Below are 23,575 nucleotides of genomic sequence, written 5' to 3' on the forward strand. Positions count from 1 at the left end.
TCCGCGTCACCACGGACACCCTTGCTCTTGGCTAACCTCTACTTCTGTCTTCGGGGTTCGGGACTTACACCCTATAGTTCATACGCATGCCGGGCGCACCTAAAAAAGTAACCATCCATAAAATGGATGGTTACTTGAATGTTTTATTTATTAAATATCCGCACAAAATTCAATAGTGGTTTATAGTTTTTACCCGCGAGTCCGATGACTTCAACCAAAATTTCAATTGCAGTTAAAATGACCGCTACGAGTAAAATGGCACCCCATACTTTTGCCATTGAGAAAATGATGGCTGCTAAACCAAACATAATGGCAATCCCATAAATAATGAGTACTGTTTGACGATGTGTGAAGCCCATATCTAGTAAACGGTGATGCAAATGTGATTTATCTGGATCAGACCATTTTTTCTTCATACGTACGCGACGAACAATCGCAAAGAATGTATCAGAAATTGGCACACCTAGTATAATAACTGGGATAATTAATGTTACGACCGTGATATTTTTAAATCCAAGCAATGCGAGCACCGATATCATGAAGCCTAGGAATAAGGCTCCGGTATCTCCCATGAAAATTTTCGCTGGATGGAAATTGTAAAATAAAAAGCCAAATGTTGCTGCCGCTAAAATGGATGCGATAGCTAAAACGAACATATTGCCCATAATAAAAGCCATGATTGCTAAAGTAATAAGGGCTATCGTTGACACACCGGCAGCTAGGCCATCTAAGCCATCAATTAAATTAATGGCATTTGTAATACCAACAATCCAAAGAATTGTTAAAGGGATACTTAGTAATCCAAAATTTAATTCACCTACAAATGGTAAATTAATCATCTCAATTTGAATTCCACCTACAAAAATAACGATAAGTGCCGCAACAAGCTGACCAATTAATTTTGCTTTTGCAGAGATTTCACGCATATCGTCAATGACACCTGTTGCTACGATAATACAAGCTCCAATTATAATTGCCAGTAAAAAATCGCTACCATTTTCATTGTATATCAAAATCGGCTGGAATATAGCCACAGCTATTAAAAACGCAAGGAAAATCGCCAATCCCCCAAGTCTTGGCATAATTCGTGCATGTACTTTTCGATAGTTTGGTGCATCGACAGCACCTATTCTGAATGCTAATCGTTTAACTAGTGGAGTTAACAATATTGAAGCAACAAATGCTGCTATTAAAGACACGTAGAGCATGTCTCTCCTCCTCAAAAAAATAATCTACATTTAAATTCTAATTGATTATAGCACGAACAGACGCCGAAATATACTTTTTCTATTTATTTTCCACCATTTCACAAATATTATTCCTCTTTTTCAAGTTGGAAGAATGCTGCATGTCAAATGTAGTCATCATTCGTAAAATTTGATAAAATAATGTAGTGTCTAGCATTTAGACAACTTAAAAGGAGCGTAAATTTCATGTTCTCAATTTTTAAACGTAACAATGAGCAAACTAGTGCTCGTCAATTAAAACGCTACTATAAAATAGTAGATCAAATTAATAGTCTTGAAGAAAAATATGTTACTAAGTCAGATGATGAATTAAAAGAAATGACTTTTATTTTCAAGGATCGTTTAGAACAAGGTGAACCAATTACATCTATCATCCCAGACGCATTTGCTGTTGTACGCGAAGCCTCAAAACGTGTATTAGGTATGCGTCATTTTGATGTACAGCTTATCGGTGGTCTTGTTTTAACTGAAGGCAATATTGCAGAAATGCCTACAGGTGAAGGTAAAACACTTGTCGCTTCTCTTCCTTCCTATGTACGCGCATTAGAAGGTAAAGGTGTTCACGTTATTACTGTAAATGACTATCTAGCTAAGCGTGACTACGAACTTGTCGGTCAAATCCATCGTTTCCTTGGTTTAACAGTTGGTTTAAATATACCGATGATGGAACCAGATGCCAAAAAAGATGCCTATAACGCAGATATTACATATGGTGTAGGTACTGAGTTCGGATTTGATTACTTACGCGACAACATGGCTCACAGCTTGGCTGATAAAGTACAGCGTCCTTATCACTTCGCCATTATCGATGAAGTCGATAGTGTCCTTATTGATGAGGCAAAAACACCACTCATTATCGCTGGGAAAATGGCTGCGAATGATGAACTACATCGCATTGCTTCTATGCTAGCTAAACGTTTTAAAGAAGAAGAAGATTACGATTTTGATGAAGAAACAAAAGCTACTTCTTTAACAGATAAAGGCATTGAAAAGGTTGAGGCTGCCTTCAATGTTGATAATCTATATGATCTTGAACACCAAACACTTTACCATTACGTAATCCAAGCGGTGCGTGCACACGTAATGTTTAAGCGTGATGTTGATTACATCGTAAAAGATGACAAGATTGAGCTTGTTGATATGTTCACAGGTCGTATTTTAGAAGGCCGTTCACTATCTGATGGCCTACATCAAGCAATTGAAGCTAAAGAAGGCGTAACGATTACTGAAGAAAATAAATCACAGGCACAGATTACAATTCAGAACTATTTCCGTATGTATCCGAAGCTTTCCGGAATGACGGGTACGGCGAAAACACAAGAAAAAGAAATCCGCGAAGTGTACGGCATGGAAGTTATTCAAATTCCAACAAACCGTCCACGTCAACGTGTCGATCAGCCTGATATTATTTTCAAAAAACAAGAAGATAAATACAAGTTCGTAGCTGCTGAAGCTAAACGTCGTCACGAAAAGGGACAACCTGTTTTAATTGGGACAACGTCAATACTACAATCCGAAACAGTGGCCGAATACTTAAAGAAAGAAGGCTTAAAATTCCAATTGCTGAACGCTAAAACGGTTGAGCAAGAAGTTGAGCTGATTTCACAAGCTGGTCAGAAAGGTCGTATTACTGTAGCAACAAATATGGCTGGTCGCGGTACAGATATTGTGCTGGATGAAGCAGTTCACCAACTTGGAGGCTTATATGTCATCGGTACCGAAAAGCATGAAAGCCGCCGTGTAGATAATCAACTGCGTGGTCGTTCAGGTCGCCAAGGTGACATAGGCGAAAGCCGCTTCATTCTCTCTATTGAAGATGATATGTTCCGCCGTTATGCAAAAGAAGAGGTTGAAAAATTCTCAGAAAAAATGGTTGTTGATGAAAAAGGCATTATCCAAAACAAAGAGGTTCAAGAACTCATTAACCGCACACAACGTATTGTGGAAGGCTCTCAATACGGTATGCGTGAATACAACCTAAAATTAGATGATGTTATCAATGATCAACGTACAGTTATTTACGGACTACGTGATAAAATTTTAGCTGGTGAAGATTTAATAGAACAATTAAAGCAAATGTTCTATGAAACTGTAGATTTTGCAGTACGTGATGCCGCTCCTGAAGAATTACCTTCAGTCGAATGGGCTTATGATGATATGGAAAGAACCTTAAATAGTCTCTTCCTTTCACCCGTTACAATTGATAGAGAAGTAGGAAAAGTAATCCCTATTTTAGATTCACTTCAGGAACCTGTTGATGAATTAACAGCAAAGATGGAGAAATTTTCACAAAATGAACAAGTTATGACGATAATACCTCAAGTGATGCTAAGTTACTTAGATAGTGGTTGGGTAAAACACTTAGAGGATATGGCACACTTAAAAGAAGGTATTGGGTTACGTCATTATCAACAAGAGGATCCTATGCGTATTTATAAGCGTGAAGGTTTAGAATTATTCGCCAAAAATTTCCAAGAATTACGTCGTTCTATTATTATTGAAATTACAGGCTTCATGAAAATGATTGAAGCACAAATGGAGGTACAATAATGGGCTTATTCTCATTCTTTAAAAAATCAGACAAACTTGGGCAAGAAAATACAATCGACTCTAAAGATTTACTGCAAAACATCAAGGTAGAAAATACAGACAATAATCAGGATGTTGTGACGAAATTATCTTACCATCCAGATTGGGATGTACCTCAAGAGCAAAAGTATATCTTTAACTTCCTTGCTAATGAGCTAGAACCATTGAAGCCAAATCAATTATCACTTTCTTCTATTAGTATAGAAGAAGATATGCGCTCTAAAAAATGGCAAGTGCGTGCATTTTTCCGCTCATCATTATCTCAAGCAATTGAGCTTGGTGAAATTGAGCTGTTTATTATGGATAAAAATGACGAGCTTTTAGCATCTAAAAAATTCGACTTTTCAGCACTTGGCACAATTCCAGCAGAAAGTGCTCGTCCATGGGTATTTGAATTTGAAAAATCAACGATAAAAGTCGATGAAGTACCAGAAGATGGCTGGAAAATCGCATTCAACCTTGTTTCCCTTCGCGGTCACCAATTAGAATTAGATCCATCATGGGAGAAACAACTACCTGAAGCACAAAAAGAAGAACTTGCAAAAATCGTAAAAACTTTACCTAAGTTAGGTGAAACAGAAGTAAACTTCACCGGCCTACAAGCAAAACTAGCTGATAACGGTAATTTAAATGTATCTATCTTCATTCGTAACGGCCATAATAAAGCGATTAACTTAGAACAATTACCATTAGAAATTATTGACGCAACAGGCAAACAAATCGCTAAAGGTTCATTTAAAATGGATCCAATATTAACTGTACAACCAGACTCAACAAAGCCATGGACATTTATCTTCCCTGCAGAGCTTGTTGACGCGAAAGATGCCGATCTTTCTCGTTGGACAGCACGCGTAACACAATAAAGTGTTGAGAACCCTTCTTTTTTTAGAAAGAAGGGTTTTTTTATTTGTTTCAGCGATGTTCTGTTTTCTATCAGCGGGTCTAACTCTCTTATTAGTGATATTTCGCTTTCTATCAGCGATTCTCGCACCTTTATCAGCGATTTTCCTCGTTCTATCAGCGATTCTGGCTCTCTTATCAGCGATGTTTCGCATTCTATCAGCGATTCTGGCTATTTTATCAGCGATGTTCTGTTTTCTATCAGCGGGTTTGGCTCTCTTATCAGCTATGTTCCACTTTCTATCAGCGATTCTGGCTCTCTTATCAGCGATTTTCCGTTTTCTATCAGCGATTTTGGCTCTTTTATCAGCGATGTTTCGTTTTCTATTAGCGGGTTCTGGCGCAGCTATGTTCCGCGTCCTATCAGCGGTTCTAGCTCCTCAGCTATGTTCCGCGTTCTATCAGCGATTCTCGCATCTTTATCAGCGTTGTTCTATGTTCTATCAACAACTGTTCGCCTTCATTCCTGCTCTTTTATCTAACTCCATGAAAAAAGCGATTATTGCGTATTTGCAAAAATCGCTTTTACTTTATTTAATAGCGTCGAAACGTTTATAAGCTACTAATCTTGTAGACCAGTAAGAGTATGTAACGTCCGAAATTTCAACACCGTCTGACCCTGCATGGATAAATTTATTGTTACCTATATAAATACCCATATGTGATATTCCATCTTTATACGTATTTTGGAAAAATACTAAATCTCCTGCTACTGGATTTTTAACTTGTGTTGTATTGCCGTTGAAATATCCTTCGCTACTGTCTCTTCCAATTTTTAAACCACCTTGATTAAAGGCGTAGTAAATAAGGCCACTGCAATCTAGACCTTCAGGTGTGTTGCCACCATAGAGATATGGTGTTCCTACTAATGAATTCGCTACGTCCACTGTTTTCTTATAAATAGCTTGTCCATTAGCTGCAGGATCTTTAGTCGTTACTGTTGATGTTCCCGCATCTGAAGATCCGTTATTATTATGTACTGTGTCATTTTCGGGTAATGAAGCCTCTGGAGATAATTTTAACACTTGTCCAACGAAAATTGTGTCTGTCGTAAGTCCATTCCAGTCTTTTATGTCCTTTATTGTTACATTATATTGCTTAGCAATTTTGGATAATGAATCGCCTTTAACTACTGTATGTGAAACAGTTGCGGGCTTTGATGGTGTTGTTGGTTTTGGTGTTGTTGGTTTTGGTGTTGTTGGTTTTGGTGTTGTTGGTTTTGGTGTTGTCGGCTTAGTTGTTGATGGATTTGAAGGTTTTACCGCATCATTAGAAGCTTGCTTTGAAACTTCAAGCTTTTGCGCGACGTAAATCAGATCATTCTTTAAATTGTTCCAGTTTTTTATGTCTTGTACTGTTACTTTATTGCTTTGAGCAATTTTCGTTAAAGTATCTCCTTTTTGCACGGTATAAGTAGCTGCCTCTGCGGTCTGTAATGCTAAAAAAGAAGTAGCAATAGTGCTTAAAGCAAGGATTCTTAATTTTTTTGCTTTTTTCATATCATTTTGCCTCCGTTCGTGCTAAAATATTTCCTTGTGTGTCTATCATACTAGATAATTAAGAAATCAGAAATCAGAAAAATTGACTATTTTTCAAACAATTTATGAAAACTACTGATTCCGACAGATTCTTACAAATTGTAATAGAATATTAATTGCAAGATTAGTATTCATATGATAACATACACTTCTGTATTTAAAATTTTTAGAAAGTTTCATCTTTTCAATCTTAAAGGAGTTTTAATTTTTATGAAGAACATCATGCTTTTCATTAAAGAAAATTTGGCAGTAGGTTTACTATTATTTGCCTTATTTTTAGGTGCCGGAAATATTATCTTCCCCCCATTATTAGGTCAACAAGCTGGTGAACATATTACGACAGCAATGATTGGTTTCTTAATAACAGGTGTCGGATTACCGCTATTAGCAATAGTTGCAATTGCGAAAGCGGGTGGCGATTTACAAATACTTGCTAATCGTGTCGGCCCTACTTTTGGTATTATTTTTACATCAATCGTTTATTTAGCGATTGGGCCATTTTTTGCAGTGCCACGTACAGGCTCTGTATCTTATGAAATTGGAATTGTCCCATTTCTCCCAGAATCAGCAACAGATCATTGGGCACCACTTTTCATTACTTCTGTCATATTTTTTGCCTTTATACTATTCTTAGCTATTAACCCTTCAAAGCTTGTCGATCGTGTCGGGAAAATTTTAACGCCTGTTCTATTGGCCGTTATTTTACTACTAGCGATTAAAAGCTTTATTTCCCCAATGGGTGAACCAGGGGTAGCTATCGGGAAATACACTGATTCTCCGTTGACTGAAGGCTTTGTTCAAGGCTACTTAACAATGGATGTACTAAGTGCACTCGTTTTCGGGATCGTTATTTTGCAAGCATTGCGCGACATGGGTATGTCAAATACTAAAAAGCAAGTCAAAACGACAATTTTCGCGGGAATTGTTGCTGCTATTGGCCTATCATTTGTCTATATCTCACTTGGGCAAATTGGTAACACTAGTATTAATGCAATTGGTACTTTTGATAATGGTGGGAAAATTATTGCGAAATCAGCTGAAGCTCTTTTTGGCAAATTTGGAACTATCATATTATCTGCTACAATTTTACTAGCGTGTATATCTACTGCTGTAGGTTTATTGACTGCCAATGCTCAATATTTCCATAAACTATTTCCTAAAGTTTCGTATAAAACGTTTTTAGTAATTTTCACAATTTTCAGTGCTGCTATAACAAACGTAGGTCTTTCTACAATTATTAGTGCATCACTACCTGTTTTATTAATCATCTATCCACTAGCGATGGTATTAATGGTTCTGTCGCTTTTTGATAACTTCTTTAAAGGTGGGAAAATTGTCTACATTTTAGCATTAATTCCTACATTCTTTGTAAGCTTGAATGATGGTTTAAAGGAAATGAAAATTACAATTGCACCATATGTGAACATTTTGAAAGCTTTGCCATTATACGAGCAAAGTCTAGCATGGCTTGTACCTGCAATAATCGGTGCGCTTATCGGCTTAGTCATTCATAAGCTCACAAAAAAATAAAATTTCTTCATCTAACTAGAATCTGATTGCTTTTTGCGAATAAGCTTCAAGCTTCTTTTAGACACCGACTGTCTAGGAATCTTGCATAAACTTACTTTTTCGCAAATGGCTAGCAGATTCTTTTTTTGTAGGTAACCCTCCTTTCCTATTCACGGTTATATGGAAATTCATGTATAATAAAGTTAATTAGAAAAGAGGTGTCCCATGAAAAAAATATTGTGGTCTTTTGTATTCGTTCTATGCTTTTTCATCATTCCATTGACAAACGCTTCTGCTGCGAGCAATGAACAACAGCTTGTAAAGGAAATCAAGGCAATTATTGAGGAAAACTATGTTGGAACCATCCACGGCAATTTACAAAAAGCTAAAACAATTCCTGAAATCATTGATATGCTAGACCCTTACTCCACATATTTTACGAAAAAAGAACTTGAAGATTATATGAATAGCATCGATCTATCAACAATTGGGATTGGTGTAATCATCGAAGAGCATGAAGATGGCGTTCATATTTTACAAGTGTTTGAGGATAGCGGTGCATCTAAAGCTGGTGTAGTTGCTGGAGACATTATTATCGCCATTAACGGACAATCCGTAGTAGGAAGCTCTACCCAAGAAGTCTCCTCCTTATTATCTGGTGACGACAATACGAAAATAGAAGTGACGCTTCGACATGCAGATGGTAAAACTTCAACTACAACCATTACACGGAAAAAATTCACATTACCGAATGTGGAATCTGCGTTACTGTTTGGGGATGTTGGCTATATTGCTATGTCATCCTTCTCAGAAGACGGTGCAAAGCTTGTCAAAGATGCGCTTATTCAATTAAAACAGCGTGGTGCAACCTCTTTTATACTTGATTTACAAAACAATGGCGGAGGCTATGTATCAACAGCTGAGGAGATTGCAGGGCTATTCCCAAAAGCAAAAATTGCCTACTTACTGGAAGAAGCACATGCCTCTTATAAAATACGTGCAGTCAATCAAAACGAAAAATTCCCAGCAGATACACGTATTCTAGTAAACCGTTATAGTGCTAGCGCCTCTGAAATGTTAGCAGCAACATTACAAGATCAGCAATCTGCTATTTTATACGGAGAAACTACGTATGGAAAAGGCTGTATGCAAGGCTTTTTTGAACTGCAGGATGGTAGCTATTTAAAGCTTACAACTGGTAATTTTACAGGTCCATTAGGGAAAACGATTAATGAGGTTGGGGTAAAACCGAACGTCCAAACAAAGACCGCTCCTATTTACCAGGCACATTATGATGCAATTAAAGCACAATATACAAATTATAAAGAGCTTGCAAGCTTAAAAAACGTACCAACTTCTAAAACATTTACTGTGAAATTCTCACAAGCACTCGCTTCGCAAATTGCTGAAGGTAGTGTACAACTCGTTACTTTAGGCGGTAACGAAGTACCCGTTACTACAAAAGTTGATGGTCATTCATTACTTGTTACTCCATCAAAACCATTAAACAGCGGACAAGAGTATATGCTACTCGTTCATCCATCTATTCAAAAAGAAACAGGCAATAAGCTTCAAAAAGGCGTTTATCTTCATATTACAGTTAAAAAATAAGGCTAAGACAAATGTGTTTTGGCCAACAAAAATACCGAACTATCCAATGAAACTCTCATGAAGTGTTTCGGAATAGTTCGGTTTTTCTGTTTATCGTGTTTTGTTAATTATTCGGCTTTATGTCTCAGCCTCATTCAATTTGACAAATATTTGTATTTACTTCTCTTAAAAAGTATAAATGAACTAAGTCGCTTGCTAACTCGCATGGCTGTTTTTTTTGTTCAAGTAAATTTGTTAATATTAAACGCTCTAAGGATCCTACAAAACTATCTACAACTATGTTTATGTCTGCACAATATGATTGTAATATATGGGCACAATCATAACGATGTATAAGGTGAGTAAATTGCTGTGTAAGTCGAGATTTAACTACAAGTGACTGCTTAGATTCAAATAATCCAATTTTTGTTAATTTAGGGTTATCAATTATGTAAACGAATAACATTTGTATTTTTTGCTTTAGCTCTGTAACAAAGCCTTCTAATCCCTCTTCGCCTTCTTCTAATTGTTTACCCATAATTTCATCAAACCCTTGCTGAAATCGTTTATTCAGATCGGTGTAGAGAGCATCCTTACTTTCAAAATATAAATAAAAAGTTGGCTGTGTTACATTCGCGGCTTTGACAATGTCACTAATCTTTGTATCATGATACCCTTTTTCAGAAAATAACGCTAAAGCCTTTTCAAGCAATAATTGTTTACTTCGTTCACCATTTGAATTAACCTTCCTACCTCTTGCCATACTTCCCACCTTATCTAATTTGTAGTAGTCATAGTCCTTTAGACATTACTGAAATAATGCCAATTTATCCATATGTTCATAAATAATACCACTATTAATAAAACTAATTATAATACAGCTCCTATTTTTTCACTATAAAATATTATAAATATAACAAGTTTTTTGCAGATAGTGCTTATAGTGTCCAATCGAGTTTTATTCCTTTCAACGACCAAAACAGGTGCGTTCATACCTTTTTCCCACTACAGGCTACTCGCTTTTACACTAGGGCTTAATGGCACCTTAGTAAACTCCCTTTATTCGAACAACAATAAGCATATCAACACACCTGAAATAAAAAAGTGGGTATCCCGTGCTTTCCAAGATACCCACTTTTCCCTATTATTTTAAAAATTTCCGTTTTAGTTTATCACTAAATTCTTTTACTTCTTTCACGCCAAATAATAAGTACGAGCCAACAACTACTGCACTAAAAATAACAAGGCCTACAATGAAAGTTAGCCATATGTTGTTGAATACTAAAAACTTGCTTGAAAAATACAAAACAATCGTGATAATAATCATTGGCGGAACTGATCTGAAAAATTGCAGCTCTTTGCTAAAGATCCCCATTTTCAAGTCATATTTATAGGCTGCATAAATAATTAGCATAATAAAGTTTGTTACTGAACTTACTAATGTACCCCATGCAATCGCTTCTGCTCCATATTTATCGACAAGCAACTTAATAACGGCAATGTTAATAACAAATACATTTATTAGGCTGAAGATAACAGGTGCCATTGAGTCACCCTTTGCATAATAAAAGCGCGTTATATACCCGTTTGCAGCTAAAAAATACATCGATAAACAAAAGATTGCCAGTACTGGTGTAGTAATTGCAGTTGAAATTGCATCAAAATTACCACGTTCATAAACAACCTGCACGAGATTCTCTGCATAAAAATATGAGTAGACTGTTACAGGATAAAGTAACAACAATAGATAATGTAGCCCTTTTGAGTATAAGCTTTTAATGGAAGCAAGGTCATTCTCTGCTTCTTTTTGACTCAAAATTGGAAAGATAACTGTCGTTACTGCTGTAATTAAAATTGCTTGCGGGAATTGCATAAGTCTTGATGCATAGTTTACAGCAGCTACTGCCCCTTCAGATAACATTCCTGCAAAAACACGCTGTAATAATGCATAAATTTGAATGGTTGCCCCACCGAGCATAATCGGTAACGTCATTATCCACAATTGCTTTGATGCAATATTTCGTTCAAATGAAAAACCAACCTTAAATGAATCCAATTTACGATATCCAATAATCAGGAAATATACCATTATTGCTGCACTGACTAATGCACTAATACCGTATCCAATTGGACCGATAAAAAGGGATAAACCTACAGCAATCACTAAAAAGATTGCATTATAAATTAAAATAGCAAAGCTAGACAAATGGAATTTATGATTTGCGTTTAGCAATCCACTATACCATGAGGACAATACGAGTAAAATTGACGAAGGCATCATCCAATAATATAGATTTTTAGCTAAATCTAACTCACTTTGACTAAATGCCTTTTTATCTTTACTTTGGTTAAACATCTCCATAATTGGATTAGTGAACGCTAACATTAAAATTGTCATTATTGAAACCGTTAACAAGACAATTGTGAAGGACTGTTTAACAAATAGCGCACGATCCGTTGTTTCCCGATTATAAATTGAGATAACAGCAGTAGTAAATGCACCACCTACGACTAGATATAAAAAGTTTGGAATTGTGTAAGCTGTGAAAATACTATCAGCAATATAGGTACTTCCATAGTAATATCCGATAATCATTTCACGTAAAAATCCAAATATACGGGCCACGACATTAATAATCGCAACTGCCCCAACTATTTTTATAAACTTATTCATAGGCCATCCCCACCTTCAATGGCCGACTTATAAATCTCTATACAGCGAGCTGTTATATTTTTTTCATCGTGAAGGGCTAATACTTCGTCGACCGCTTCACGATTCATATATTGTTCTTTTGGCGTGTTCACGGCACGCAGCATCTCCTCAGATAAAACCATCGCATTTTCGGGCTCCACTAAATGCCCTGCGCCCTCTCCAAGCAAAGATACAAGTCCGCCTACTTTTGAAGCAATAACAGGTGTATCTGTCGCTAATGCCTCTAATGCCACTAATCCAAAACCTTCTAAATGGGATGGTAATACAAAGACATCACTTGCTTGGAACCACTTTACTAGTTCTTGTTGTTTTAGTGGATCTATAAATTTGACGTCTTCACTGATCAATGGTTGCAAGGATTGGAAAAATGCCTGATCTCTTCTAGAACCTACAATATTTAACTCTAAAGGCCGAGATACTTTTGTTTTTAGCATTTGGAAAGCCTGTAACAGCTCTTCAACGCCTTTTTGTTTTATAACATTTCCTACAAATAAAAATCTGAATGGCTCAGTAGCTAATTGCAATTCTTTGCACACTGCTACTTGATTGCCTTTTGTGAAAACCTCACGATTCACACCCATGCTAACGACAGAGATTTTACCTTTTTCAATCCCAAAATCTTGTTCAATTTGTTGAGCTAAGACAGGACCTACTGCGATAATATGTTCACTTTCACGTAAAATACTCTCTGTCCAATTACGAATTCTTGCGTTCTTTTTCGCCATGCGCTCAATATCTCCACCATGAGCTGTAACGATAAATGGTATACCAAACATTTTCTTTAATAGGAGCGACAGCATACCAGATGGAAACACATAATGTGCATGTGTGACATCAATAGACTTTCTGTTTTTTAAGCCTTTCATCAATGTCGATAAACCCCATTTTGTATATTTCATAATGGTGTTCTTCTTACCAGTTGCCGGATTAGTATTTACAGATATATCTACGTCTAGTCCTGCCTTTTCAAGAGCAGTGACTTGGTTTTTCACAAAAATACCGAATGATAAATGATCAGATGTTGGATACATATTACTAATGACGAGTATTTTTTTCATAGACGTGTCACTGCCTTTTTCATTAATTCCTGACCACGCATGGCCTCTTTATGAATGTGGGTAGCAATTTGTTTCGTCTCCGCAATCGACTGGTCCCAATTACTACTTAGTTTGCCTACTAATGTGGATAGAGCCTTCACATCATCCTCTATATCCTGCATTTGTAAGCAACGATCTGATGCGCCTACAAAGGACATAAAATCTTGTACTTTTGTATGATAGGATATCGCAATAATCGGAGTTTCTGAATCCGTTGCCAAAATAAGCGAGTGCAAACGTGTACCGATAATAATATCCTGTTCCTCCGTTACATCAAGTAATCGCTCCGGCACCAAATTTTCATCAATAATTTTTGTGTGTGCACGTTGTTGCATTTTTTTCTGAATATCCTTCGTCACAGTGACGTCCTGCGGGTATTTTGTGGCAAAGAATGTAATTTCGACATTATGCTCAGAAATTACATGATCTAAATTTTTCGCCATTCCTGTAACGTACGCATCATATTTTTCAACATTTCCTTCTGGCCAATAGTTTGCATTATAGTACGGAACCGCTGATACACCTATTTTAATTGGCTTTTCGGCGTAATGTTGACGATCACCTTTTAATGTAAATGCAGGATCACCAATAATATCTATTGGCTTTTTCACCCCAATACTTTGCAAAAGCTTTTTAGACTGGGGATCACGTACAGAGATATTTGCTGCATAACGACACATTGCGCGAATACTAATTTTCCCAGAAATCGTATCAAGTGGTCCAGCGCCACATCCGTAAATAATGTAGGGAACATTACTTTGCTTTGCCATCATTGCATACGCTCCATACAGGTGAGCCTCACGTTTATAAAAATCCATTAAAATACCACCACCACCAATGATGAGGAGGTCAAATGTTGAAACATATTGTTTATTATTTTTATAAGTATGGATAAACGTTTTAAATAAATTACTCTTCCTGTAATACAATGGATAGCTATGTACCCCATAACGTTCGGATGTTTGTTGTGTGTTATTACTAAAAACGGTAATGTCATCATTAGTTACCGAAAATGTTTGTTTTACTTGTTGAAGAATGCCGTATAATATTGATTCATCACCATTATTATCATTGCCGTAATTCCCCACAATGCCTATTTTCATTAAAAAACATCCTTTTACTTTTTAATACTGAGATTATACCACAATTGCACATTTACGTTCTTTTAAAAATAGTAAATATAAGATGAGCTTCAAAAGTTACTACTAATCTTGTGATCTGTTTGTTCATCAACAAAACATAAGGTTGATTTCCGTTGCGGCTAGGCGCTTTCTTGGAGCGTCCCAATCAATAACCTTTTATTTTAAAGAGAAAAATAGCAAACTAGGTAACACGACTAGTTTGCTATTTTTTAAATGCTAAGCCATTCTTTATTGATTAATTGCTCTATAAAGGAATAATCCGAAATGAGCGCGACTAATCGCTTCATCTGGCTTAAAGGTGTTATCACCATAACCAGTTGTAATTTTGTTTGCGGCTAACTGTTGAACATATGTGTATGCCCAATGATCCTTCGATACATCTTTAAAGTTAGTGCTGCTTGTCCCTTTTAGATTATAAGCTAATGCTACAACTTTCGCCATTTGTGCACGAGTTAAAGTAGCATCAGGATCAAAGACATTATTGCCCTTACCACTCATTATACCAGACTCAACTACAGCTGCGATTTGTTTATAATATATGTGATTCGCAGGAATATCCTTAAAGCCTGGATTTTTGACGTTTGATGTTTTTAAATCAAGTGCGCGACTAATAATAACTGCTGCATGTGCACGTGTAAGTTTGTCATTTGGTCTAAATGTGCCATCTGGATGACCTGTAATAATATTATTTTTTGTTAAATACTCAATTTCTTTATAGTACACATAGTTACTAGGAATATCTTTAAACAACGCAGCTTTTGCTACAGTTACAGTAGCCTCTACTCGCTTTGTTCCTAAAGTCGCTACTACTTTACCAGTAGCACCTGGATTTTTAGCTGTAAACTTACCATCATTAGTAATCGTACCGATATTACCTTCTACAGACCATTTCACTTGTGATGCATTGTAAACTAGCGGTTTGCCACCGTCATCCTTTGCATCCATAGTAAATTTAACAGTTTCGCCTGCTCCTACAGTTTTTGACTTTGGTGCAATGTCTATTGTTGCTGGAGCATCTACTACTTTCACTTGGAATGATTCAACAGGCGTGCCATCGTGGTTGATGAAAATACGATCATTACCAGCTGTCGTTGAAGTATAGTTCAAGCCGTTAACTTTTAAAGTATTACTCTCAGATGTTAGCGATACATGACCGTCTAATGGTAGCGCATTATAGTTTTCATCTAAAATGTATTGCACTGCTATACTAGACGAAGCACCTGCTAAAAGAGTTGCATAGCTTGTACTATTCGTATATTTAATATATTTTCCTTTGCCAGTTGGTGCCGTACTTACAGCTTGTAATGTTGCGGACACAAGACGCTGCGCATTGCCTGCATTTAATGGTAGGTTCGCTAATACGACATTATTATTACCGTAATTTCGAATACCCATCGTTGTTGAGCCGCCGCCATCTAAGTTAATTGCTCGATCAACACCAAGCGACACTAAATAGTTCGCAAGTTGAACCATATTCATCCCTGCGCTATGTTTCTGTTTTCCATCAACCGTAATAAAGTGTACTGTTTTCCCATTATTACTTGTCGCCACAATCGTACGTGCTGTAACCTCTGTTGCACGCTTACTAGATGTGCTCATCATAATGTAAGGTTTATTATCTTTTACTAAATACGGACCACTTGCCAGGATAAATTTTGCATCCTGCCATTGCTTATCAATAGCGAAGTTAACACTTAGCTCATCGCCAACTGCAATTTGGCTTAGCTTACTGTGCCAATCCCCACCTTGTAAAGATACGACAAAGCCAGTTGAAGGGATCGATATTTTTTCTTTTGATCCATAAGGTGTAATTTGTGTAACTTTCCCTGTTAATGTTTGACCAAATTTATTTTCAGTAACCGGAGCTCCAGTATCTACTACAATTTCAAAACCATATTCATTTGTATTTGTTGTTTTACTATAAAATTGTGGTGTGTAAACAATCGCTTCATATATATTACGTGCACGATTCATTCCTGTCATTTTATAGTCTTTACCGTTGTGAGAAAGGGTTACATTAAAATCAAAATAGTCAATGACACCCCTGCCATCTGGAGAAACACCAAAAGCTGTAGGGACATTCATGTATTCATCGGAGCCCTTTGAAACAGCTCCACCGTTTAAAATAACATTATCTTTACTTAGTAAAAATAATGGGAAACCTGCTGACATATCGAAGAAACTTGCATTAATAGCACCAACTACACGATTCCCCTCGCGTGAATTACGATTAGCATTTGCTACTGTCGATTCTCTGCCATTGACATTCGCGGGCATACCTAATTGTACTTCCGTCGTTTCGTCTACATCAATAGCAAGATGATTAATAGAATTTGTTTTGGTACTGCTGTATGTATATTGTTTATACTGCACACCATGTGATAATTTATATTCTTTTTTGACCGTTTGGGCTGCATAAGCATGTAACGGACTAACAACCATTGACAATAATACAACTAAAATTAGTAAATTTTTTGCTATTTTTTTCATTTTTTTGCGCTCCAGAGTAAAATGGAGCCCTCAACTCTCCCTTCACATGTTTTACTTCTATAACACTATCAAAAATATGCCAAAATATCCATGGAACATTTAAGCTATTTTCTAGTTATATATGAATTGTCATGAAAACTATTTATATAGTCTCATTTTATGATTTTTCAAATATTTGACCTTATCGTTACTCTATAACTTTGGTAAAATGATGTAGAAGTCTAGGAGGGTAAAATATGAAAAAACTATCAATCATTGCTTTGCTCATGACAATAATCGGCATGCTTCTTTGGCAACCTCAACTGGCATCTGCTGACGAACTAACAGGGCATTCACATGAACAGGGTCTTCGTTATTTAATTTCTAAAAATGCATTAGTAAAAGATGCAAAAGGAAGTTATCGTCCAAATGACAATGTGACACGTGGAGAGTTTGCTTCTTATTTAAGTAAAGCCATGAATCTTAAAGCGACAAGTGACATAGTCTTTAAAGATGTCCCAGATACATATGTACATGCAAAAGATATTAAGCTTGCTGCTTCAGCTGGTATTATTACAGGTTATGGAGATGGTTCATTTAAGCCTAATGCTGCTATTTCAAGACAGCATATGGCGGTTATGCTTGAGAGAGCTATCGATTATTTAAATATTCCTAAAGGTACGCCTACTATTACGTTTAAGGATAATGCATCTATCATAAAAGAATACCGTCAAGCAGTAGCTATAGGTGCACAACTAGAAATCATTAAAGGCGCTAATGGTTACTTTATGCCTGCAAAAAATGCAACAATTGGACAAGCATCTTCGTTTATTGTCCGCTTAATGCAACTTGCTGGTGATCCAGACGCTACTGCACCAAACGGTGGCAACACAAACGGCGGTAATACTAGCGGTGGTAATTCAAACGGTGGCGATACTAACGGCGGTAATTCAAACGGCGGCGATAATTCAAACGGCGGCGATACAAATACCGGATCTTCTAAATATGCTATTAAGGAAATTTCAAACGGCACATTGGTTGGTAACCAAGGATTCTCTACTTTTGAAGCTGCTGAAAAAGCCGTGACAAAAAATACACAGGTTATTGTCCAAAGTGATAAAATTGTGAAAATGTCTTCAGGCTACGCTGTAACAAATAATTACGTAGCACTAAAATCTGAAACAATTAATGACTCGCTTGCTGTGGCGGCAAATACTGAAATGGAATACCTCAGTAGTGATGCAACACAAGTAAAAGTTCGATTAGCTGGTCAAGTCGGCTACTTAAAACATGCTGATGTTACATTAATCCCATTTTCAATAAGCAAAGGTCGTTCTTACTATGAAAATGTGAATGGTGAAATTAAGCACACACTTTACGATTACAACACAAATAAATATTCTTCTAGCTATGTTTTCGGAAAAGCGCCATCCTTTATGAAGCAAAACGAAAAATACTATAGCTGGAACGGTATTTATTTCTCAAACGGCAATGGCTCTTCTAAAGGTGATGCCTATAACTATTATCAATTTTTACCTGCCCGTGCCCAAACACAATATACGGCACAAGAACTAGATGCTTATATAATGAATAAGCTTGCAGAGATTGAGAGTACAGGAGCTACCCTTTATAAAGATGCTACAAAGAAAAGTAAGTTAATAGGTTTAGGGCAAACATTGAAAGACGTAGAAGCAAAATCCCAAATTAACGCAATGCTTATTTTATCACTTGCCCAGCATGAGAGTGCTTATGGTATGAGTGAACATGCACAAAAGTTAAATAACCTATTTGGCTTGTACGTGTATGATACGAACCCACTAAACAAAAATTTTGATAGTATAGCTGACAACATCAATGAGCTTGTTGATAAATTCCTACAGCCAAACTACATTAATCCAGGGGGTACACCTGGTAAAAACTTTGCGAATGGTGCAGTAGTAGGTTCAAAAGCTCTTGGCTTTAACGTAAAATACGCGTCTGATCCATTCTGGGGAGCAAAAATTGCAGGGCACTATTACCGAGCTGAAAAGGCGTTAGGCTTTAAGGATGCTAATAAACCATACACAATCGGTCTAACAACAACAAACGGCTTAAACGTTCGCACAGGTGCAGCTACTAGCAATAACCCTCTATTCACATATGCACGCAGTGGTATGCCTGTGATCATAACTAGCTCTGCTACAAACGGCTGGTATGAGATCATTTCTGATAAACTGTATACAGGAAAAGCTTTCGTGAGCAAAGACTATGTACAAGTGATCAATACAGTAAAATAAAAAAGAAGTCGTCCTATAACGTAGGGCGACTTTTTATGTTGTTGAAAATCTATAATGGCAATATTATGGTGTCACATTGTTTTTTCGGCAAAATAAAGGGGAGCAAAATGTTCAACTTCCAAATTTTATCGACACCCACCTGCCATGGGAACACCCTAATAAAAAAGAGATGTCTCAAATAATATTTGAGACATCTCTATTATTGTTAATATGAAAGCTTTTTCTTATCTGTTTTAATAATCGCTGACGCAATTATGACAAAGCCTAGCATTAAAATAAAGATTAAATCAAGCAAGCCTGTATGCATAGACACTGTAAATAAGGTAATGACAAATGCATAAGCTACAGAGTGGAAGCTACGAATACCGCCCTGCTTCACTTTATTATAAATTAATGAGATTAATACACCATATAATAAGAAGCCTATCGCTACAAGCAGATAACCGCCGTCTAAGAATAATTGACCAATAAATGTTGGTGTTGTTGTTCTGTTAGGACGTGTAATATATTTACCTTCAGATTCGGCTAGAGAGTTTACAACTTCTGTTACTCTCATACGTGGTGAAACTTGTTCACCTGGTAAAATAGTACTGATGATACCTGCATGGATTTCTCCATTTAGGTAACCTTCCTTCTGCGTATATTCGATAATTTTACTTAAAACAATATGGCCTGTTACACTCTCACCATTTATTGAACGAATCCATTTTGGTGTTAAGTTAACTTGCTGCTCTACTGATAGCAGCTTTTCTTTTTCTGTTTCAGTCAATTCTACATCTGGTTGTTCACGGCTATTAAATTCTTTCGTTGTATCCTCTGATACAACACGAAGGAAGCCAAACATTGAGAATGCTACTCCGATAACAAACAGAGCTGTAAGGAACCATGTTAATTTCACACGTTTTACAACGTAATGGAAGATGATAATACCAGTAAATAACATGATAATTAATGGTGTACGGTAACCCATCAATAGGAATAAGAACATTACTGCAGCATAAATAGAGCCGTAGATTAATGTTTTTTTCCATGTTATATTTTTTTCTAAAATCATTTTATATGATAATAACAGTAAAACACCATACCATAATAATTGAGCAAAGAAGTTTAATTTTGGATCAAGGTTACGTCGATTAGATTCATCAGAAATTCCTAATCCACCACCGGAAGTCATCATTAATACATATGAAACTAAACCTAGTAAAGTTAAAAATACGATAAAATGAACAACATATTTCCCTAAGAAGGATAAACCAAATGATGGGATTGTCCACTGTAACTTATCAATAATGTACACACCAATGTAATAGCATATTACTGCTAAAAATACTGCTGGCCAAATTGATACACGTAAATTAAATAATTCAAATCGATGGAAATCAAATAGACTTGTAAAGAAATAGAGCATTAATACAAAAGGTAAAAAGAAATACGGCGAAAACGTATCAATTTTGTTGACCTTTGCAAAAGTTTGTTTCAGTTTATTCATAAATGTCATACATCTCAGAAGATGTGATTGCCCTCCTCTATCGCGAATCAAAATTGTTCATTCTTTTTATTTACTAAAGCAAAACAAGAGTTATTATATCATAAATACAGGTAGACTTATAGAAAGGAATGAATTGATTTTACATAAAATTATGCAATATTTTTCTTTTTTCCCTAAATTACGAGATCATCACCAAAACGTGTGGTTGATTTCCGTTCCAACTGGGCGCTTTGTAGCTGACGCTTCGCTTTCGCTACAGAAAACATTTGTTGCTGACGCTTCGCTTTCGCACAGAGCAAAGCTTCCTGGGGCGTCCGATAAGCCGCTTCGCTGCAGGGTCTCGGGCCAACAGATGTTTTTTGCGCGAAAGCGTGAGTGCAACGTAGCGACAGCAGCACGATGTTGGTCACGAAGGCGTTATCAGTTTATACCCAAAATTTATTGCATAAATTTCCCCAACTGTTGTTCCTCTTCGCTCTGACAACATTAATCGACAATCTATGTCAAATCACCATGCAAAAACCAACTTTTAATGTTTTATCCATTATTTAGTTGTATGATAACTAAGTAGTGCAAATTTCAGGGCTTAAGCACAATTCAAAATTAGCACGCAATTGAAGAAAAAATATACAAAAATAAGGATGTGGATTTAATGAAGAAATTATTCGTTTCACTACTCATAGCATGCTCTTTTATGCTCGTAGTTTTTTTAGCACCAACACAAGCTAAAGCAGCACAGAAAATCGGTGTCGTTTTCTCTGAAAGTAGTGAAAAATATGCCAATACTACACACCCTAGTGGAACATTTAATGGCCAACGTGTTTCTGAAAAGGTTGACTATAGCTCCACATATAATAAGGAACTAAAAGCTTTTCTTCTCTATCAGCAACAAGGCTTCCAAGTAGAGAAAATTTATGAGAAAGACTTAAATAATTTAGAAAGTTTAAGTCAATATGATGCAATCGTCTTTGCCTATACAGTCATGATGAATCATCAGCAACGCGAAAATGTTAAAATGTACGTTCGAAATGGCGGTGGTGCAATTTTTGCCTTCCAGACAGCTCGAAATGAATCTACAAAATTCCCTAAACTCGGTCAAATGGATCTCTCTCCATTGATTTACGATGTCGATTCTTGGGTGATGGAGTGGGATAATTTAACTGAAGTCTTCAATTCTCGTTTTATTGACGATATTGTGTTAGGAAATTCTACAATAAGCAATATCAATACTGTTCATCCTATTATGCAAAATACAACAAAAGAGCTTGGCAAAAGCAAGCTTAATCTAACAAAAATAGATCGTGATTGGGTAGAAGTCATAAAGCCTTGGCAAGGTGGATCTGCAACACCTATTTTATATTTCTCAGATTACAATTATACAGACAAACCTAAAACAATGAAAAAAATTGAATTTGGCGCAGCCCATGCGATTGAATACGGAAAAGGCAGAGTTGTTCAAATTGGATTCAAAATCTATGATTATATAAATATTAATGATCAAGCGGATTGGCAGGATAACGAAAATGGTGCTGCTTATATAACAACTAATGGTGACAAGGATGCACAAGTATTTATGAAGCATGCTTTAAATTGGGTAGCCGAAAAACATAATGGCTATGTGCCACGCCGTTATAACCTTTCGCTTTACTCTGACGGGGTGCAAAGTTATGTAGCACCGTCTGGTACATTTGTTTTCTACTCCACTGTAACGGTTAAAAACAATGGTAATGTGCCTGCACGCGGTACATTGAAAGTAGAAATTTTAGACGCAAACGATAAAGTTGTTGGTATGGGACATGAACGTTATATTCCAGGACTTGCTGCTGATTCCACAACAGTCAATGCCGATCAAAAAGATATTAGTACCCATGTGGAAAAATATCAGATTACTATGCCTGGTAATTTAGCTACCGGAACATATACGATACGTACATCCTTTATAGAGGGGCGCGATGATCGCAAAAATGCTGATGAAAAATTTGCAACGATTGCAGAAATTAAAACGCTCACGCGCGCAAAAGGTTCCAACAAAGCGACAATTGCTTCCGCTCCGTTCTTCCCAGATGTATCTTCGTCGAATGGTGCCTATTTTGATATTAAAAACTTATATGCATTAGGCATTGTGAAAGGAACTAATGGAAAATTTAATCCACAGGGGACATTAACTCGCCTACAAGCAACAGAAATGATTTTACGAGCATTAGGGATTCCAGCATCAAGCTCAGCTACCTTAAATGCAAGTGACATCAAAGCAGGTGATTATGGCTATGCTGTTTTAGCAACAGGCTTACGCTACGGTATTATTGCAGTAGAAAATGGCAAAATCAATGCCCACCAGCCAATGACCCGCGCAGCCATGGCACGAGCACTTGTCAACGGCTTCAAGCTACAAGGTTACACAAATAATACTTTCTTAGATGTGCCGACATCTCATGCTTATTATAAAGATGTCCAAGCCTTATATTCACTTGGCATCACTACAGGCTATGCCGACAATACATTTAAACCAAATGGTACAGTAACACGTCAAAACTTTGCTCAATTCGTAAATAGAACACTTCATGCAAATTCAAAATAGCTACTAAGGGATAGGTATCGCCGGTTGAAGTTCGTTGCGCCACTAAACTCAGGTTTTCCATCGCTAAAAGTGTTCATTTCGCTGCTAAACTTGAGTTTTCCGCCGCTAAAAGTGCTCGCTTCGCCGCTAAACCTGTGTGTTGCGCCGCTAAAGGTGTTCATTTCGCCGCTAATCTCGTGCGTTGCGCCGCTAAAATGCTCACTTCGCTTTTTCGTGATTCTATCAGCGATGTTTGCGGTTCTATCAGCGATGTTCGCGGGTCTATCAGCGATGTTTGCGGGTCTATCAGCGATGTTCGCGGGTCTATCAGCGATGTTTGCGGTTCTAAAACTGTGTGTTCCGCCGCTAAAAGTGTTCGCTTCGCCGCTAAACTCAGGTTTTCCGCCGCCAAAAATGCTCGTTGCGCCGCTAAAATACCAAACCCATTAAACAAAAAGA

16 protein-coding genes are annotated in these 23,575 nt (G+C 36.8%); 8 read left to right on the plus strand and 8 right to left on the minus strand.

What is annotated here, in order from left to right:
* Nucleotides 1-143: 143 nt before the first annotated feature.
* Entirely contained in the window at nt 144-1,208 is a 1,065-nt protein-coding gene (locus tag PVA17_RS19405) for a glycosyltransferase family 4 protein (protein WP_132360504.1), read from the minus strand.
* Nucleotides 1,209-1,433: 225 nt separating this feature from the next.
* On the opposite strand from PVA17_RS19405, the gene secA2 reads away from it, so the two are divergent.
* From secA2 to PVA17_RS19420, 3 genes are all read left to right on the plus strand, one after another.
* The gene (gene secA2 / locus PVA17_RS19410; protein ID WP_132360502.1) at nt 1,434-3,797 is read left to right on the plus strand and encodes an accessory Sec system translocase SecA2; all 2,364 of its coding nucleotides are present in this window, start codon (nt 1,434-1,436) and stop codon (nt 3,795-3,797) included.
* Nucleotides 3,797-4,699, plus strand: coding sequence for an accessory Sec system S-layer assembly protein (locus tag PVA17_RS19415; protein ID WP_132360500.1), 903 nt, complete (start codon nt 3,797-3,799; stop codon nt 4,697-4,699). Before secA2 ends, PVA17_RS19415 begins: the two co-directional genes overlap by 1 nt.
* A 94-nt stretch (nt 4,700-4,793) precedes the next feature.
* Complete coding sequence (locus PVA17_RS19420) at nt 4,794-5,294, plus strand: hypothetical protein (protein ID WP_274068643.1); 501 nt, start codon at nt 4,794-4,796, stop codon at nt 5,292-5,294.
* Here the strand turns inward: PVA17_RS19420 and PVA17_RS19425 are convergent.
* Nucleotides 5,267-6,235, minus strand: coding sequence for a C40 family peptidase (locus PVA17_RS19425; RefSeq protein WP_274068644.1), 969 nt, complete (start codon nt 6,233-6,235; stop codon nt 5,267-5,269). The genes PVA17_RS19420 and PVA17_RS19425 overlap by 28 nt on opposite strands.
* 249 nt (nt 6,236-6,484) lie before the next feature.
* Here PVA17_RS19425 and brnQ point away from each other — a divergent pair, with 249 nt between their 5' ends.
* Nucleotides 6,485-7,804, plus strand: a complete 1,320-nt coding sequence (brnQ, locus tag PVA17_RS19430; RefSeq protein WP_132360494.1) for a branched-chain amino acid transport system II carrier protein — start codon at nt 6,485-6,487, stop codon at nt 7,802-7,804.
* 204 nt (nt 7,805-8,008) lie between these two features.
* Complete coding sequence (locus tag PVA17_RS19435) at nt 8,009-9,394, plus strand: S41 family peptidase (protein WP_132360492.1); 1,386 nt, start codon at nt 8,009-8,011, stop codon at nt 9,392-9,394.
* A gap of 130 nt (nt 9,395-9,524) precedes the next feature.
* Here the strand turns inward: PVA17_RS19435 and PVA17_RS19440 are convergent, their stop codons facing one another.
* From PVA17_RS19440 to PVA17_RS19460, 5 genes are all read right to left on the minus strand, one after another.
* Complete coding sequence (locus PVA17_RS19440) at nt 9,525-10,136, minus strand: TetR/AcrR family transcriptional regulator (RefSeq protein WP_132360490.1); 612 nt, start codon at nt 10,134-10,136, stop codon at nt 9,525-9,527.
* A 381-nt stretch (nt 10,137-10,517) separates the two neighbouring features.
* The gene (gene murJ / locus PVA17_RS19445; RefSeq protein WP_132360488.1) at nt 10,518-12,047 is read right to left on the minus strand and encodes a murein biosynthesis integral membrane protein MurJ; all 1,530 of its coding nucleotides are present in this window, start codon (nt 12,045-12,047) and stop codon (nt 10,518-10,520) included.
* Nucleotides 12,044-13,144 carry a glycosyltransferase gene (locus PVA17_RS19450; RefSeq protein ID WP_132360486.1) on the minus strand — a complete coding sequence of 367 codons (1,101 nt, stop codon included), beginning with the start codon at nt 13,142-13,144 and terminating at the stop codon, nt 12,044-12,046. Before PVA17_RS19450 ends, murJ begins: the two co-directional genes overlap by 4 nt.
* Nucleotides 13,141-14,286, minus strand: coding sequence for a polysaccharide pyruvyl transferase family protein (locus PVA17_RS19455; protein ID WP_132360484.1), 1,146 nt, complete (start codon nt 14,284-14,286; stop codon nt 13,141-13,143). The genes PVA17_RS19450 and PVA17_RS19455 overlap by 4 nt, the downstream gene beginning before the upstream one ends.
* Nucleotides 14,287-14,553: 267 nt before the next feature.
* On the minus strand, nt 14,554-16,815 hold the full coding sequence (locus PVA17_RS19460; RefSeq protein ID WP_274068645.1) for an S-layer homology domain-containing protein: 2,262 nt from the start codon (nt 16,813-16,815) through the stop codon (nt 14,554-14,556).
* A gap of 236 nt (nt 16,816-17,051) precedes the next feature.
* Between PVA17_RS19460 and PVA17_RS19465 the strand changes: the two genes are divergently transcribed.
* Nucleotides 17,052-19,070, plus strand: a complete 2,019-nt coding sequence (locus PVA17_RS19465; RefSeq protein ID WP_274068646.1) for an S-layer homology domain-containing protein — start codon at nt 17,052-17,054, stop codon at nt 19,068-19,070.
* A gap of 205 nt (nt 19,071-19,275) precedes the next feature.
* Here the strand turns inward: PVA17_RS19465 and PVA17_RS19470 are convergent, their stop codons facing one another.
* Complete coding sequence (locus PVA17_RS19470) at nt 19,276-20,559, minus strand: oligosaccharide repeat unit polymerase (RefSeq protein WP_132360478.1); 1,284 nt, start codon at nt 20,557-20,559, stop codon at nt 19,276-19,278.
* Between the two features lie 652 nt (nt 20,560-21,211).
* Between PVA17_RS19470 and PVA17_RS19475 the strand changes: the two genes are divergently transcribed.
* On the plus strand, nt 21,212-23,137 hold the full coding sequence (locus PVA17_RS19475; protein ID WP_274068647.1) for an S-layer homology domain-containing protein: 1,926 nt from the start codon (nt 21,212-21,214) through the stop codon (nt 23,135-23,137).
* 24 nt (nt 23,138-23,161) lie between these two features.
* Nucleotides 23,162-23,566, plus strand: coding sequence for a ribosomal eL19 family protein (locus PVA17_RS19480; RefSeq protein ID WP_274068648.1), 405 nt, complete (start codon nt 23,162-23,164; stop codon nt 23,564-23,566).
* Nucleotides 23,567-23,575: the final 9 nt, after the last annotated feature.

Origin of the sequence: Lysinibacillus sp. CNPSo 3705 (assembly GCF_028674935.1) — a bacterium.
In the GTDB taxonomy this organism is placed as follows: Bacteria; Bacillota; Bacilli; order Bacillales_A; family Planococcaceae; genus Lysinibacillus.

Excerpts from the sequence above, each read along its gene's own strand:
- PVA17_RS19405 (WP_132360504.1), bottom strand. The coding sequence starts at position 1,208 with ATGCTCTACGTGTCTTTAATAGCAGCATTTGTTGCTTCAATATTGTTA.
- secA2 (WP_132360502.1), top strand. The coding sequence starts at position 1,434 with ATGTTCTCAATTTTTAAACGTAACAATGAGCAAACTAGTGCTCGTCAA.
- PVA17_RS19415 (WP_132360500.1), top strand. The coding sequence starts at position 3,797 with ATGGGCTTATTCTCATTCTTTAAAAAATCAGACAAACTTGGGCAAGAA.
- PVA17_RS19425 (WP_274068644.1), bottom strand. The coding sequence starts at position 6,235 with ATGAAAAAAGCAAAAAAATTAAGAATCCTTGCTTTAAGCACTATTGCT.
- brnQ (WP_132360494.1), top strand. The coding sequence starts at position 6,485 with ATGAAGAACATCATGCTTTTCATTAAAGAAAATTTGGCAGTAGGTTTA.
- PVA17_RS19435 (WP_132360492.1), top strand. The coding sequence starts at position 8,009 with ATGAAAAAAATATTGTGGTCTTTTGTATTCGTTCTATGCTTTTTCATC.
- PVA17_RS19440 (WP_132360490.1), bottom strand. The coding sequence starts at position 10,136 with ATGGCAAGAGGTAGGAAGGTTAATTCAAATGGTGAACGAAGTAAACAA.
- murJ (WP_132360488.1), bottom strand. The coding sequence starts at position 12,047 with ATGAATAAGTTTATAAAAATAGTTGGGGCAGTTGCGATTATTAATGTC.
- PVA17_RS19450 (WP_132360486.1), bottom strand. The coding sequence starts at position 13,144 with ATGAAAAAAATACTCGTCATTAGTAATATGTATCCAACATCTGATCAT.
- PVA17_RS19455 (WP_132360484.1), bottom strand. The coding sequence starts at position 14,286 with ATGAAAATAGGCATTGTGGGGAATTACGGCAATGATAATAATGGTGAT.
- PVA17_RS19460 (WP_274068645.1), bottom strand. The coding sequence starts at position 16,815 with ATGAAAAAAATAGCAAAAAATTTACTAATTTTAGTTGTATTATTGTCA.
- PVA17_RS19465 (WP_274068646.1), top strand. The coding sequence starts at position 17,052 with ATGAAAAAACTATCAATCATTGCTTTGCTCATGACAATAATCGGCATG.
- PVA17_RS19470 (WP_132360478.1), bottom strand. The coding sequence starts at position 20,559 with ATGAATAAACTGAAACAAACTTTTGCAAAGGTCAACAAAATTGATACG.
- PVA17_RS19475 (WP_274068647.1), top strand. The coding sequence starts at position 21,212 with ATGAAGAAATTATTCGTTTCACTACTCATAGCATGCTCTTTTATGCTC.